This is a genomic window from Oscillospiraceae bacterium (genome assembly GCA_015065085.1).
Lineage (GTDB): Bacteria > Bacillota > Clostridia > Oscillospirales > SIG627 > SIG627.
Map to the genome: position 1 here is coordinate 464,729 of SVQW01000001.1, position 16,454 is coordinate 481,182.

The 16,454-nt window shown below is 44.2% G+C and carries 7 protein-coding genes and 1 other RNA gene; 6 read left to right on the forward strand and 2 right to left on the reverse strand.

Annotation, left to right across the window (positions count from 1 at the left end; translation table 11 throughout):
* Positions 1 to 25: 25 nt before the first annotated feature.
* The 4 genes from E7588_02050 to E7588_02065 all read left to right on the forward strand — a co-directional run bounded on the left by E7588_02050 (position 26) and on the right by E7588_02065 (position 5,289).
* Positions 26 to 1,378, forward strand: coding sequence for a glucose-6-phosphate isomerase (locus E7588_02050; protein ID MBE6688042.1), 1,353 nt, complete (start codon positions 26 to 28; stop codon positions 1,376 to 1,378).
* Between the two features lie 146 nt (positions 1,379 to 1,524).
* Positions 1,525 to 1,935 carry a hypothetical protein gene (locus E7588_02055; protein MBE6688043.1) on the forward strand — a complete coding sequence of 137 codons (411 nt, stop codon included), beginning with the start codon at positions 1,525 to 1,527 and terminating at the stop codon, positions 1,933 to 1,935.
* Between the two features lie 115 nt (positions 1,936 to 2,050).
* Entirely contained in the window at positions 2,051 to 3,022 is a 972-nt protein-coding gene (locus E7588_02060; protein ID MBE6688044.1) for a 50S ribosomal protein L11 methyltransferase, read from the forward strand.
* Between the two features lie 62 nt (positions 3,023 to 3,084).
* Positions 3,085 to 5,289 (forward strand): hypothetical protein, encoded by a 2,205-nt coding sequence (locus E7588_02065; GenBank protein MBE6688045.1) that lies wholly within the window; start codon positions 3,085 to 3,087, stop codon positions 5,287 to 5,289.
* Positions 5,290 to 5,304: 15 nt separating this feature from the next.
* Here E7588_02065 and E7588_02070 read toward each other — a convergent pair whose 3' ends face one another.
* On the reverse strand, positions 5,305 to 6,231 hold the full coding sequence (locus E7588_02070; GenBank protein ID MBE6688046.1) for a hypothetical protein: 927 nt from the start codon (positions 6,229 to 6,231) through the stop codon (positions 5,305 to 5,307).
* A 154-nt stretch (positions 6,232 to 6,385) separates the two neighbouring features.
* Between E7588_02070 and ssrA the strand changes: the two genes are divergently transcribed.
* Positions 6,386 to 6,734, forward strand: a transfer-messenger RNA (tmRNA) gene (gene ssrA, locus E7588_02075).
* A 473-nt stretch (positions 6,735 to 7,207) separates the two neighbouring features.
* On the opposite strand, the gene E7588_02080 is transcribed toward ssrA, so the two are convergent.
* On the reverse strand, positions 7,208 to 7,960 hold the full coding sequence (locus E7588_02080) for a helix-turn-helix domain-containing protein (GenBank protein ID MBE6688047.1): 753 nt from the start codon (positions 7,958 to 7,960) through the stop codon (positions 7,208 to 7,210).
* 167 nt (positions 7,961 to 8,127) lie between these two features.
* On the opposite strand from E7588_02080, the gene E7588_02085 reads away from it, so the two are divergent.
* Entirely contained in the window at positions 8,128 to 15,921 is a 7,794-nt protein-coding gene (locus E7588_02085) for a hypothetical protein (protein ID MBE6688048.1), read from the forward strand.
* The last annotated feature ends 533 nt before the right edge of the window (positions 15,922 to 16,454 follow it).

The window sequence follows — 16,454 nt, forward strand, 5'->3', positions numbered from 1 at the left end:
CTACTTTTAATCGAAAGGACAAAACATGTCGATAAAACTTGAAACCAAATTTTTAAAAAGCTTTATAGGTGAAAATGAATATAACTCCATGAAGCCGCTTGTCGAAGCGGCTCACAACACTCTCCACTCCCCTAACGACTGGACAGGTTGGTTGGATTTGCCCGTAAACTATGACAGAGACGAGTTTGACAGAATTAAAAAGGCCGCCGCGGATATTCAAAGAATGTGCGATGTTCTTATTGTCATCGGTATCGGAGGTTCTTATCTTGGGGCGCGTGCTGCCATTGAATTTGTAAAAGGCGCATCATATAACGCAATGGCAAAAAAGACTCCCGACGTGTATTTCTCGGGCAATTCTATTGATCCTGATTCTCTTGCATCACTCATTGAGCTGTGCAAGGACAAGGATGTTTGTATTAATGTCATTTCAAAATCCGGCACTACTACCGAGCCCGCTATTTCATTCAGAATTTTCAAGGAGATTGTTGAAAAGAAATATGGTGAAGCAGAGGCTAAAAAGCGTATCTTTGTTACCACCGACAAAAATCCTGCCACTGCGCTTAAAGCACTGGCTCTGAACGAAGGCTACGAGACCTTTGTTGTACCCGACAACATCGGCGGTCGTTACAGTGTCCTTACTGCCGTGGGTCTGCTTACCATTGCCGCCGCAGGATGTGATATCGACAAAATGATGAAAGGTGCTGCTCAGGCGCGCGCGGATTTCGCGGAGTGTGATATCGAAAAAAATGACTGCTACAAATATGCGGCTATCCGTAATATAATGCTTTCAAAGGGTAAAACTCTTGAACTTTATGCATCCTACAAGCCGGATATGCTTTACACTTCCGAGTGGCTCAAACAGCTTTACGGTGAAAGTGAAGGAAAAGACAACAAAGGTCTCTTCCCTGCTTCGGTTATCTATTCCACCGACCTTCACTCTCTCGGCCAGTACGTTCAGGAAGGACGCCGTAATATTTTCGAAACCGTTATAGATGTTAAAAATTCTCGTTCTGATATTTGTGTTCCTTTCGACGAAAAGAACACTGACGGTCTGAATTTTCTTTCCGGCAAAACAATTCACGAAATTAACAGAACTGCTTTTCTCGGCACAATTTTAGCTCATACAGAGGGTGGTGTTCCCAATGTAGTCCTGGAATTGGATGCTCTTGATGAAGAAAACTTTGGTTACTTCGTTTATTTCTTTGAGAAGGCATGCGGCATATCCGGTTACATCCTCGGAGTAAACCCCTTCGACCAGCCCGGTGTGGAAGCTTACAAGAAAAATATGTTTGCTCTGCTTTCAAAGCCGGACAAAAACGGTGCAAACGCCCAAAGAAAGTTGGAACTCGAAGAAAAACTGGCGCTTTTGAATAAATAATTTTCCAAAAATTTGAAAAATCTATAATATATTTACAATTTTCCTCTTGCAAAAGGATTCAAAATATAGTATTATATACTCACAAAGTAAATTTTCCATTTAAATAAATTCTTCAAAGTCCCGAAAGGGCGGAAAGGAACAGCAACATGGTAAGATTGATAATAGGTCTCAAAGGAACCGGAAAAACCAAAACTCTTATCGAACTCGCAAACAAAGCTGTTGAAACATCTCCCGGTCACGTAGCTTGCATCGAAAAAGGTAACAAGCTCATTTTTGACGTTAAACACCAGATTCGTCTTATTGACACGGAGGAATACGATATAGCCGGCGCCGAAAAGCTTTACGGTTTGGTTTGTGGTATCATGGCTACCAACTATGACATTAAAGATCTTTTCATTGATTCTTCATTGAAAATCTGCAACAACGATATTGATGCTTTCAAAACCTTCGTCGAAAAACTTGACAAACTCACCGCAAAGGCTGAGGTAAATCTTGTCACTACCTGCTCTATCGCTCCCGAAGATCTTCCCTCTGACTTGAGCAAGTACATCTATTAAGCAAAAAACAACTTATATTGTTTCCGACGGGACTGCCGTAAGTATAAAGCTTTCGGCAGTCCCGAAGAAGTGTATAGCTGTTTATTCAACGCCGATTTCACGAAAGGACTGCCATATGAACTGGATAGAGTTTAAAATTACCATTCCTCAAAAGACTACAGAGTTCTTTTCAAACGTTCTGATTGCTGCCGGTATCAAGAATTTTGCAGTTGATGACTTTGAAGATTTCGAGGAGGTTCTTGACGACACCAGACTTTTCTATGATTATGTCGAGGACTCTCTCTTTGATAAAAAAGGACAAAACCCGATAATAACAGTTTACTTCCCGGAAAACACGCAAGGTCATGAAATGCTGGAACAGCTGAAAAAAGAGCTTTTCTCTTATAAGCAACTCCCGCAATACGCACAGCTTGAATTCACACTGAACGGCATAAAAGAAGAAGATTGGGAAAACAACTGGAAAAAATATTTTAAACCCTTCACTGTCGGTGAAAAGCTTGTGATCAAGCCCTCGTGGGAAAGTCTGGATGATAAAATGAAGAGGGGCAGACAGATAATCGAACTTGATCCCGGTTCTTCTTTCGGCACGGGTACTCACGCAACAACCCGCCTTTGTCTCAGTGTTCTTGAAAAGCATATAACAAATGAAACCGTAATGCTGGATATGGGAACAGGAAGCGGTATTCTCTCCATCGGTGCAATGGTTTTAGGCGCAAAAAAAGTTGTTGCGGTTGACATTGACGAAAACTCTGCCAGAATCGCCAAAGAAAATCTTGACATTAATGCGCCCTCCTTCAGCTCAACGGACTACACCGTTCTTTGTGCCGATGTCCTTTCCGATACGACACCGGATAGCCGTATTAATATGAAATACGACCTAATTGCCGCGAACATTGTGGCAGGAGTTATAATCGCTATGGCTCCCCTGTTCAAAACTCTTCTCAAGAGAAACGGCGTTCTGGTGGCTTCCGGCATAATTGGTCCGCGTGCAGATGAAGTTCTTACCGAACTGCAAAACGCAGGCTTCACATTACTTAAGCGTTACGAGGACGAGGACTGGGTAGCCCTGGAATTAATGAACGGTTGATAAGGCATGAAATACTGAAATAACAAAATAATAAACCAACTGCTTCACAAACGGTGTATAGTATGTTTTCTGATAAAAGTCATTTTGGATTATTTTCATTCATAAAAAGTATTTTAGCAAAGCTGATCTGCGTTGTTATTTCTGCGCTGTTCGGCTTTGCTCTTGTGCTTTTTGTTAATAACCGGTTTGGTTTTTTTGACTCTGTAAAACTGTACGATTACTCGGAGAGCTTTACCTCTTCTGACAAATTGGATATACCTTCTGTTATTGCTCCCGATTTAATGACACCCATCGCGCCCGAAAATGATACCGCTGATACTGTCGTACCTCAGCCTACTTCGTCGGATTTTATCAAAAATGCCATGAAGTTGGACGAAGCTGTCGATTCAGGTTATTATATTTCTGACTTACCGTACAGCAAAGCTTCGTTCACTCTTGCGAAAGTTGATACCGACACTGTACTTCCGAAATATTTTTCATTAAGCAATATAACAAGGCAAATCCCGCTGAGTGACGGAGGAGTAATAACTCACACCGAAAAACGCCCTGCACTGCACGCGAGAATGGGTTTTATTGTAATGCAGAACGAAGACCTTTCCTTCACATTACTCAATTCTAACGGTAGATTCATCTGTAATATGCCTCCCGAAACCATTCTTCTCTCCGCGAGAGATGAAAGCGGAAACCCCGTGTTCAGTCTTCATGGAAACTATTTTTACTATTCTGCCGAGCAAAGTGCTTTTCTCCCCTCAAATTATAATCCGTCGCTCGATGTGTACGGTGTTTCCTTCGATTCACCCTCATATTTTAATGCTCCAAAAGAGAATGTTTATCGTGCAAATTCAGGTTCACCCGGTACATGGGGCTTCAGACACACGGACGGACGCCAAATCGTATCAGAAATTTACAATTATGCTTATCAGTTTTCACAGGGATTTGGTGTTGTGCAAAACAAAAACGGTCGCATGTCCTTTCACAACGTAAACGGATATACACGTTTCACCGATCACACCTTCTATGCCCCCGAGCACAACGGAATTGAAAATCTGGGTTTTTATTCCTTTGAGCATGGCTTGATGCGCGTGAGAGAGCTGAAATTCAACTGGTTGGGCGTTAAAACCTACGAACGCGAATATGTAATAACGCCCGGCAACAAGGAATTTTTCATCCCGCGTGATTATAAAATCGAATCATATTTTGACGGTGTTTTTCTACTCTCCAAAAACGGAAAATACGGATATTTCAATTATCTGGGGGAATGGATATGCCAGCCTGTATACACATATGCCACACCATTTATTGAAGGTCTGGGTGTTATCGGATACAAAGACGGATCCAAGGGTATTGTAGATGAAAACGGTGAGTTCGTCGTGCCAATGGTGTTTGATGAGATTTCACGTTGCTCCGGCGGTGTCCTCACATTGTATGATAACGAAAGCGGTTGGTTTATTTTCAATAAGCTTAAAACAGATACGCCCATCCGAGATAACGAAACTCCCCTGCCGGATGATACTGTCCCCGAAACCAATGCCACATACACAAATATTGTTGATTATGCAAACAGTATCAACGCATCTCCCACTTACATTGCAGAGCAAGCGTCTTATGATTATACCATATGGCTGTATTACAATCCCGTTTCCAGATTTTCAAACGCGCTGAAATATGCACCATTCGCGCCAACGTATTTTGCTGATAAAGCAGCATATGATTATACCATGTGGACATACAATAATCCGCCATGCGCATTTTCCGAATCGCTCTATTCAAGCACATTTACTCCAACTTATGCCGCTGAAAAAGCGTCATATGATTATACTGTATGGCGGTTCTATAATCCAGTCCAGAGATTTTCAAATGCGCTGACCTATGTGCCTTTCGAAACGTCGTATATTGCCGATGATGCGGCGTACGATTATACCATGTGGTTATACAAAACAGCAAAAGCAACACCGTTTGAAAACGCGGTAAACACTGTCACTTTCAATACAACGTACACTGCCGATGCTCCTGCATATGACTACACGTTGTGGACCTTCAATGAGTTGAAAGCCAACGCTCATCCCATTGACAGTTCTGTCGCTTTTACCCCGGGATACATCGCAGAAATCCCGTCGTACAACTACACAATGTGGCTTTTCGATGAGTTTATGAATCCTAAAGTATTTATGAATGCGGTTGACGCTTCGGCTTTTGCCACCTCTTATCTGGCAGAGCAGGCTTCACATGACTATACTATATGGTTATATAAAAACGCAACCGAATAAATCGGTTGCGTTTTGTTATATTAGTTCAAACAGTGCTTGCATATTTTCCTCGGAATACTCGGTCTCACACGAGAACATGCGCACATATTCAATAATATCGTCAATTGAAATTTTACCATTTTCGCGAACCTGACCTGCACATATACAAGCTATAAGAATGCACCCGGCGAGACAAAACCGAACCTTTGAAAGTGAATCACCGTCAAAAACAGCCGCCATGAAGTGGCGGTAAATAAAATAGCAGGCAAGCTGTTCAAACGCGATAGCAAAAGTATCATTTTCCAAAAACGAATGGTCTTCCTCGGCACTGTTAAGAATATGTGTCCATCGTTCATCCAACCTTTCCAGTGAAAGAAACAAAGGACGTATTTTTTCAAGCCGCATTTCACTCAGTGAAAAGCCGTATTCTTCAGCAAGTAATTCAAAACGCTGTTTTACGCTTTTGCTTCGGTCACGCAATATGGCAAACGAGCTTTCACGTAGCTCAAAAATGATTTTTTCATGGTCTGTCAGCCGTGGCAGGAAGCTCCCATCCGAGCAAATTAATGAAAACGCATCGGTATGAGTGAGCACGATACGCGCTGCCTGCTCACAGCACAAGCCTATCCCCTTTTCAGTAAAATGCGTAAAATCATTTCTGAATCTGGGATGCTCGGTGCAAATTTCGCAAAGCGCATCTTCACCAAGCTCTATAATTATATCACACAATCCATTTTCATTCAGCATGGGACAACGTTCATTCGCATCAAGAGTAAAACAGTAAGCATCGCCACAGCATGAAATGTTTTTACGTATACGTTCCCCTATATCGTCTTCCGAACATTTATATTTTTGAAGAGTTTGGTAGTCTATATCTATTTCCCAGCCTATGCAGCAGTTGTGCTTGCAGTCACCGGCTATACATCTGAATTCATTATAATGATTTGGCACAAAAATGCTCATGGTTTCACCCGCTCCCCTCAAAATACAACATATTATAACACATATTACAGTACATTGCAATAAAATCAAAAACATAAATATTATCAATTTTTTAATAAATTAAAAATATCAGTGCAATAATAATAATATATAATTTACTTGTTTCAAATTTCGTGGGGGCGCAACGGTTTCGACGGGGTTTTTGAAGCAAGATAAGCGGGTAGAGTGGCAGGAACTCTTCAAAACTGCAAACTTAAAATTAAACGCTAATAGAACACAGTTAGCTGCTGCCTAATTACAGGCAGCCGTCCTTCCCGAGAGTATCGCGGCTCGGATAAGGGCGTCACTTAGCGATGAACGTGAACTGAGTTAAGCTTTGCCCTCGGTCATGATTTAATGAAGCTACGCACCGTGAAGTCTGTCATCGGACGTCCCGGTTACGGAATTTAAAACAATGACTGCACCCGGAGAAAGTTTTGTGAATAGGATTTCGGACAGGAGTTCAATTCTCCTCGCCTCCATAACTCAATATCAAGTAATTGATAAAATCAAAAAATGCGTCGCACAAGCAAGCTTTACTTGCCATGCGGCGCATCACTTTTTCTTAGCTTCGATACCCTTGGATAATAATTTCACCAAAATCTATGAAAATTGAGGCTGAAACAGGTATACACAGCTTACGGCAAGTAAAGCCATAAGCTGTGTATTTTTGTCTTTATTAATCTCAGAAAACGCGCGATAACGTTTTTCGCCTTGTTTTACAAGGTTTTTTCACGCAAAATCTACGCGATTTTAGCGTTGTTTCTGCGCGATTTTTGTTAAATCACAATAAATCATGCGGAAGGAGTTCAAGTCGATGTTCACATTAGTATATATACTTCTGCTTTTAGGCGAGCGTGTTTAATTGATATTGATAGTTATGCAACCATAACAGACGGGCGTTGTCAAAAGCCAAATACTCGGGTTATTATAAAATTCAATTAAACGATTATGCACGTCATTCAAAGAGCTTTTTATATTCGCGCGGTGAAATTTTTTCTTGCTTTTTGAATACTTTTGAAAAATAAAAGCTGTTGCAAAATCCGCATTGATCGGCTATCTCCGCCATGCTGAGGTATCTGTCAAGGCGGATTAGCTCCTTTGCTCTGTTTATCCGCATACGGTTAAGATATTCAACCGGAGAAAAAGAGGTATATTTTTTAAATATTCTGCGGAAATAATCCGGATTATAGCCCGATGCGGTAATATAATCGCTTGGCTTGAAATCGTTATTACCCAAATTTTCCGTCAACACCGTTTTGAACTTCAAAATAAATTCGGGAAAATTACTGTCGCTTACTGCTTGTTGGATATAAAGACAGATAAGATCCGCGATTTTTTCTCGCAATGCTTCTTTGATTGGCGCATTCTCGGAATCCATGGATACCAACATATAAAAAAGCTTTCTGAGGTTTCCGTCCGTATCCCTGACTGTGAAGGGATGAGCCGGAAAATCGCATTTTTTAATTTGGAAATGCAAATAAACAAACAGGACATCCGATTCGGCATTATGTACTGTATCAGGCGGTAACACCAAAAGCATTCCCTCGTCCAACTTCCAAACCTTATCGCCGATTGTAATATTTGTGTGTCCTTTTTCCTGATAGATAAATTCCCACACGGTATGGGAATGAAAATGACAATTAATAGTCGGTTTGGATGAACAGTAGCCACCGATATAATTCATACAGTTTCTCTGCCTTTCGTACATTATTATGATTTGAATACTAACACAAAAACTTCATTTTGTCAATAGGCTGAATGTAAAAAAAGTCGGTTTTGTATATATTTTAGTCTAAAATATCCATTGTACTGTTTCTGTCGCTATGCTATAATGAACTTGGAAATAAAAAAATTTTTTCAGGAAAGGAAAAAACAATGAAGAAAACTAAAACACTTCGCACACTTTTGATTGTTTCATTGCTGGCGCTGTGCCTTATGAGCCTTTGCTCTGCGGCAGTAAGCGTTGAGGATGTTACCTCTCAGGTAGGACCTCAGGTCACCCTGAAGGCAACCGGCAGCGAAGCAGAATCTTACCGGTGGTATACCTGCGATGACGCAGAGGGAACAAACTCTGTTATCATTGAGGGCGCGACAAGTTCCGTGTATACCACAAATTATCTTGATGTGGCAGGTAAGACATACTACAAGGTAGTGGCAGGTGACGAATCCGATGTCGCAACCGTTACTGCGACTATGCCTACCGAGCCTGTTGTACTTATGTGCAATAACGAGGCTGACCTTGCAAAATGGAGCATTTCCGGCTCCGGCAGAGCTATCGCCAACATTGACGGCAAGGACGTTTTTACTTACGTTCCCGCAAGTGACGGTATTACCAATTTCACCGCCTCTGTTGATGACATTTATCTTCAGGGCTACCCCTATGTTGTAATCAAGGCAAGCTATCCCGATTACACATGGAACAGCATACAGGTTTATATTAACTCTGACCGCTTTGAGCCCAATCAGTACAATATTACTGCCGGCTTCTCCATGGATAGCGGCGTACCCTGCAACCAGGGCTTTGCCACTATTGTTCTGGACGTACTCAACAATAAATACGAATGCTATGTTGACGGAGTAATTAAAAACAGCGGAAATGTTTCTGCCGACGGCGGTTCCGCCTGGAAGGGTATGCTGAGAGACCAAAAGCTGCGTGTCGACTTTTCCAACAATAACACCGGCATGCCCTGCTACATTGAATATGTAGGCTTTTTCCCCACAAAAGATATGGCGCTTAATTATGCAGGCGAAATGCCTCATGACGACGATGCAGCAAGCATTTTTGCGGCTCTCGAAGAAGAGGGTGCGCTTTCCATGCCCTATGGTACCGCCTCCGACAAAGCGACCGTGGAGGCTTATGCCCAAGAGCTGGTTGAGACTCTTACCGCAGATATTATCGACGGTATTGACGCTACCACCGTTCTTACCTTTAACGGCGGTGAGTACAAGCCCTCTGACGTAAGTACCGAGGAAGGCGAATACACCTTCTGCGTAAAGCTGGTTGTGGGTGATAAGACATTCCGCCGTACCATCGTTGAAAAGGAATTCACCATGACTCTGGCGGCTAAGCCCCAGACAGATGTATTCCTGCCCGACGTTTCGGTAGGTATCGGCGAAGGTGTAACTCTCACTGCGGAGCTTAAGGACGGCGTGATCGCCGAGACATACAAATGGTACACCTGCACCGATACAGAGGGAACAAATCCCGTTGAAATTGTCGGTGCCGATGGTGCGTCCTATACCGTAGCCGGCAGTGAAACAGTCGGCACAAGCTACTACAAGGTAGTTGTAAACGGTGACGAAGCACTTAGCTGTGTTGCTGTTGTTACGGTCGGTTATCCAACCGAGCCTGTTGTTTTCAAATTCAACAGTGATAAGGACCTGCAATACTTCTCCGCTACCGGCAAGGAAATTGTAAATATCGACGGCAAGACTGCGCTCAAATTTGACGGTGCTTCGCCCACCCCCAACTACGACGGTATGCTCACTCTGGCTGCAAACTACGTAAATGATTTTTACGTTCAGGCATATCCCTACATCGTAGTAAGCGCAAGCTACCCTCAGCATGATTACAACAATCTTGACGTATATATGGGTACCGACATTTACGATACCAGTACCACCTACGGTTTCTCCACTGCATACACCGGTATTGCAACCGCCTGCAAGAGCGGCTTTACCAAGACAATTGTCGATACCACCAAACTCACTCCCGCGAGTGGCTTTGATAAGCCGTATAAAGGAAAACTGACTGCTCTTCGCTTTGACATTACAAACGGTGAGTACAATGTGGGCAAGCCTGTTTATGTTGAATACATAGGTTTCTTCCCCACACTGGAAGTGGCTCAGGCATATGCAGGTGAAATGCCTGATGACGACGCGGCTCAGCCTATTATCGATGCTATTGAAAAGGCTGAAGTGGACGGTAAATTCTCCATCAAGTTCAGCCAGGCTGAAAAGGAAGATATTGCCGCTCAGACCGCACTTACCATGATTAACGAGCTGACCGCAAGCGCTGTTGAAGAGCTTAAGTCTGATTACAGCATCGTTGATTTTGCCATTGCAAATGCTAAATACACCCGTGCATCTCCTACCGGCAAGGGTACGTATACTCTCGATGCACAGGTTCTCGTAGGTAACGAGCCCTTCAAGTGCTCTCTTATTTCTACAAGTGTTACCATGAACCTTGAGGAAAAGCCCGCTCCTGTTGTTATGAGATTTGATTCTCAGGAACAGGTTACCGCAGCAAGCGTAAGTGGTGCAACTTTCGTGACCGAAGGCGACCGTTCCTTTATGAGCGTTTCTCCCGGTAACGGTACTTCCGATGTTGACCTTGAATATTCCAAGTTCTACGAAAACACTAATAAGAAGTTTAATTTCCAAGATTATCCTTATGTAAAAATGTCTTATAGACGTAAGGTCCCTGCAAATCTTACCGGTGTCGACGGAAAAGCTGCAACTGAGGCAATAACCATGTACGGTCCTAACTATTCTTCTTATTATATGATATACCCTGTTTCCGATTATGACAATCCATATTGGGAAGAGATGATAATCGATTTACGCGATGAAACTACTAAGCAGATTGCATTCTATAAAGATGGTGCTGTTGCTCCCGTATACGGAACCTTTCAAAAGAGTCCTGCTAATTCTATATGGGATCAATTAAAGGTTACAGACAATAATCCTGTTAGAATCCGATTGAGCCGTTATGGCACTCAGAACCGTACGATAGACTATGAATACATAGCATTCTTCGCTTCCGAGGATGAGGCTAAGATGTATCCTCAGGCACTTCCGGAAAATGCAACCTACGACGTTGAAACACTTTCCAAGGCAAACACTCTCACCGCTTCCGAAGGTGTTATAACTCAATCTCAGGCTCAGGAGCTGGTTGAGGAACACCTCAAGACCCTCGTATTTGCAACCAACTACAATATTGATACTGCAAACGCAAGATTTACTGCGCCTTCTTCTGCAAGCACAGGTACTTATGCGGTTGACGTATGGTTCGGCGGTGAAAGAAAAGAAGAGTACACTGTTACTGTTACCGTAACGATGGCTAAGCTTCCCGAGCCCACTATTGTATATCTGGATTCTTATACGGTGCTTGACACAATCACCGGCGATAATGCCGCTCTCACTCTGGAAGACGGCGTAATCAAGATGACCGTAAATAATGCCGAAAATGACGACGGCTTCTTCCTGCTGACCCGATTCCCCGGCACTGCCGATCGCTTCAGCGCCACACAGCTTCCTTACCTTAAGATGAGATATAAGATAAGCGGTATCAGTCAGGATGCCAACGGCAATCCTGTTGACCCTGCAACCGTTTATGCACAGTTCTTCTTCTGGATGACTGACTCCACCAATCCTGCCATAGCCAACGCTCAGATTCCCTGCCTCGGCTTCCGTCCCTACGGCGGCAGCTTTGAGGACGGCGATGAAATAGAGCTTATCATGGATACCTCCTATGTGCCTGCAACGGAAAAAGGCAAAGCAAACGGTTTCTGGGTAAGAAATATTACCAAGGGCGAAACCGAGTACACCGGTTACAAATTCTCCAGCCCCCGTTACGAGTACGATAAAGAGGGTTGTGAAAATGTAAAGAGAACTCCCAACACCAATTATACCCAGATACGTCTCAACTTAGCACGTGAGGCAAATCTTCCCCGTGAAGCAGAGGTTGCATACGTGGCATTCTTCGCTTCCTTCGACGAGGCAAAGAATTTCGACTCCGTTACCGACACACAGAGAAGATTCACCGAAGCTGAACAGGCACTCAAAAACAGTAATCCTCAGGATATTGTAATTAACTGGGGTAAGGTTGCCATGGAAAGAACCGAAATCGGCGACGAAAGAGCAACCTATAAGCCCGACGGCAGCTTTGATTATGCCGGTGTCAAGACACAGACGGTTACTGCAGCCAACGGTCTTGCAGCGTGGGTAGATTCTTATCTCGGCGTTGGCGCCGTTGCTGATATAAAGAGCTATGTAGCTCCTACCGCAACCACCAACGGCGAATATGTATTCGACGTTGCTCTGGAAAGCGGTTATCAGAGAAAAGTCGTAGAAAATGTACGTGTCGGCGTTGGTAAAAAGCCGGACGATTACATTATGGTCCGCTTCAATGACCCCGCGATTGTTTCCAAGCTGTCTGTTCCCACCGTAAACAAAACAACGGTTGAGGACAACCTTCTCAAGATTGACCTCACCGATCCCAGACACAGTTCACAGTTCAATGTGACGGTTGATATTCAGAAGCTGGGAATCGCTCCCTTTGACCTGGAAAACTATTCCTTCATACTTATGAAGCATAAGCGTTTGGGCGATACCTCCCCTGCTTCCTTCACCTTTAACACTCAGGAGGGAACAACCGGAACTGTTAACTATATCGGCATAGGCTGGTATGCGGACGAATGGTATTATACTCTGTACGATGCCTCCATCCGTGATAATGTGACACCCTGGACGTTCAGCTACAACCTTGCTACAAATAAGCTTGAAGAGCTTACCTCAACTCCTCTGTATCCTCATCCTGCCGCACCTGCGTTCAAAGGAACGGCGAAGAGCTTTACGTTTAATCTCGGCAACCGTATCTTTGCAAAGCGTGGCGCGGAAGTTGAATACATCGCATTCTTCCCCTCCATGGCGGATGCGAGAAACTATGTTCAGAACATGGAAGCACTTGAGGACGCAATCAGCGATACCACTGTTGAACTCAAGAATTACACCGCCGACATCGTATCCTACTACGACGGTAACACTCAGGCAATAGCCGAAGCTAAGGCGAAGGCTATCATTGAGGATAAGCTTTCTCACAAGGATGCAACAGTAGCCGTAATCACCGCAGGCTACACCGCACCTGTACTTGGCGAAACCGACGGAAGCTACGTATTCACCGCAAAGGTAACTCTTGACGGCGAAACTGTTTACACCACTGACAAAATTACTCTTACCATTGGTAAGGACGCTGACAACAGCGCAGTTGTATACAGATTTACCAACCCTGCATTTATAGAAACCATCAAGGGCGCAAAGGCTGAATATGACTATAAGTCTATGAAGCTTACAGGCAACAGCTTCACCTTGGAAGTAGGTGCAGATAATCCCAACGTTTCCGAGGCTTACGCTGTTATGGCACTTGACGCAACCTACACAGGAAGCGTTACCGCACTTATCAACGGTACAGTTACTGTTAATGCGGATGCCGACGGATACTTTGACATCAGCACAGTTACCGATGCAATCGACACTGTTGAGTTCACCTTCGAGGATGCAGACGCACAGATTGTTGCACTTGGCTTCTTCGCAGACGATACCGCAGCTGATGCTTACAACTTTGATGCAATTCCCACCGCACTTACCGATGCAAAGGCGGCATTCAACGGCTCTCACAGCTATGCAGCTGCAGACAGCAAGACTCTTGCTGATGCAAAGGCATACACCTACGGAACTTACGTTCCCCAAAAGCTTTCCGGCACCGACGTTGGATTCGCACAGCTTACCTACAGCGAATATGTTGCTTCCACTGCCACCAAGGGCGGCTCGGTTGACATAACGGTTACATTGTCTTACGGCGACAGAACAGCTACCTACTACACAGACGTTACCTATACTGCAAAGCTGGCAGTTGACCCCTATGAAGCTGATGAAGTTGAAACCAGCAAGGGTCACCGCTTCCTGGGCTATGACACCATCACTGCTCAGAATGACTTCTCCGCTGTTCCTCAGACTCTTGAATTCCAAATGATGGCTGAAAGCAGTCTTTTAATCGGCGAAATGAACATTCTTAAGAACGGTCCCATCGTAGTCAAACTGGTTGACGGTAAGCTTACCGTTGGTTCTCTGGTTGCAAATACTGTACTTGAAGCTGATACCTGGACACACGTTGCAATCACCGCAGACGGCAAGCTGTACATCAACGGTGTACTTGATAAGACCGGCAGTGCAGTTGCGTTCTCTACAACCGCACCCGTTATCGGTGAAAAGTACGCGGGTCACCTGTATGACGTACGCTTCTGGAGCGATATACGCACCGAAGCTGAAATCAAGGCTAACATGGAAGCCCGTACCGACAGCGACGGACTTTTGGCAAACTGGATGCTGAATGCGGCAAGCTATAAATGGCTGGAATACTTCGATTCCTCTGCAAACGAAAACAACGCAACCTTCAAGAGTACAGGCTGGTACAAGATGGAAGCAGGCATGCAGGGCGATTACTCCATCATTCAGTTCGGCGATACCCAGAGCTACTTTGCAATCGCTCCCCGCGATTACAACAGACTGCCCGAAATGTTCAAGTGGATGGCAGAAAATCAGCAGAAATACAATATCGGTTATATATCACTTCTGGGCGACGCAACTCAGAACAACACCTACTTCGAGTGGGATGTAGTACGTGAAGCGCATGCTCACATCGACGGCGTTGCACCTTACTCCATACCTCTCGGAAATCATGACTATCCTTCTACTTCACACGGTGTAGGTGCAGAATTCCGTGATTCTTCCATGTACCGCTATGCTTTCCCGTATGATGAGTATGTTTCCATCCACGGCGAAAACGGTGTCGGTAATGCCAAGAACACTTTTGGCGGCACCTTCCGTGGCGAAAAGGATATTACCAACGTTTACAGCCTGTTTACCGTCGGCGGAGTGGATTACATTATTCTCACACTGGAATTCGGTCCCCGTGATGAAGTGCTGGATTGGGCAGGCGAGGTGCTTACCAAGTATCCCGACAGATATGCAATTATTGCTACTCACTGTTACCTCAACATGGACGGTACACTTACCACCGCAAGCTCCAGTGCACAGTTTGCCGATGCCAACGAGGGTCAGGATATTTACGACAAGATAGTTACCAAGTATCCCAACGTAGCCATTGTTACCTGCGGACACACTCAGGGCCCCGAAACCAAGCAGCATCCCCACAACCGCGGCAGCGACTACCCGGATTCTCCCACCGCCAACGACTTCGGCGGCGATGCTATACAGATACTTGCCGACTGCTCCGCATACGCACTCAACTATCCCGACGGCGTAACCTATGCTTACGGCTCCGATAAGGCTAACGAAGCTGCTTTCGGTGCAGACGAGGGACTTATCTTCATGATGTTGTTCGAGGACGACGGCAAGACCATGCACACCTACGTATATTCTCCTCTCCACGATTCATTCTTCCGCTCTGTAAATGAGCAGACACATACTATCAAGGATATTGAAGCCAAGCCCGCACTCAATGTAGTCGGCACCGAGCTTAGAGAAGCAGGCAGTAACCAGAATCTCGGTATGCGCTTCAAGATGACACTCTCCAAGAGCTACAAAAACTTTGACGACGAAATCAAGGTTCAGGGTTACGGTATGGTACTTGTTCCCGCAGACGTAGTTGAAGAAGGCATTGAAGTAACTGCAGATATGTTCGAAGGCACAGAGCTTGAAGATATGGTTGTAGTTGAAGAGTGCAGCGATGCTATGTACTATAACGACGAAAACAGAACAGACTTTACCGTTGTTATCCACGGCATACCCGAAACCGAAGCTGCATACTCCAGACAGATTATGGCAAGAGCATACGTTGACTACACTGTAAACGGCGGCGAGGTACAGAGATTGTACAGCTACAAGACTCTGACCTGCTCCATGAACGATCTTGTAAACGCAGACTGATAAACAATGCGCAATTAGCTAATCACGAAATCTCACGAGTGAGCTTTCTGTTAAAAACAGCGGACTTAGTCCGCTGTTTTTAACATATATAAGCTTTCCGCTTGAGGGAAATGTGGGTTTTGCGTAGCAATCGTCGAATGAGGTGTTCTAAGTTAAAAGTAAGAGGTGTGTAAACCTCGTTTATCGCAATATCAAGCAACTGATAAAATTAAAAAATGCGTCGCATCGGTAACATTTACTTACCATGCGGCGCATCGCTTTTCCCTACCCTCGATAGCCTTAAACATTAATTTTACAAAAATCTATGGAAGTCTATGCTAAAGCAGAAACACACATCCCTTGGCAAATCAAGCCTTGGGATGTGTGCTTTTTTGTGTTGTTTTCCCATGCCTTTTCAACAGGAGTTCAATACGATTAAAAGATGACAGAAAATGTACGACCCCATTTGTGCAACAAATCACAGAAGAAAAAACATCGCATTTCGTTCATCTTCCCAAACTTATGGACACATTAAAAAACAAACTATTGTTTGT

Coding starts and splice junctions, on each gene's coding strand:
- E7588_02080 (MBE6688047.1), bottom strand. CDS start 7,960: ATGTACGAAAGGCAGAGAAACTGTATGAATTATATCGGTGGCTACTGT.
- E7588_02060 (MBE6688044.1), top strand. CDS start 2,051: ATGAACTGGATAGAGTTTAAAATTACCATTCCTCAAAAGACTACAGAG.
- E7588_02070 (MBE6688046.1), bottom strand. CDS start 6,231: ATGAGCATTTTTGTGCCAAATCATTATAATGAATTCAGATGTATAGCC.
- E7588_02085 (MBE6688048.1), top strand. CDS start 8,128: ATGAAGAAAACTAAAACACTTCGCACACTTTTGATTGTTTCATTGCTG.
- E7588_02050 (MBE6688042.1), top strand. CDS start 26: ATGTCGATAAAACTTGAAACCAAATTTTTAAAAAGCTTTATAGGTGAA.
- E7588_02055 (MBE6688043.1), top strand. CDS start 1,525: ATGGTAAGATTGATAATAGGTCTCAAAGGAACCGGAAAAACCAAAACT.
- E7588_02065 (MBE6688045.1), top strand. CDS start 3,085: ATGTTTTCTGATAAAAGTCATTTTGGATTATTTTCATTCATAAAAAGT.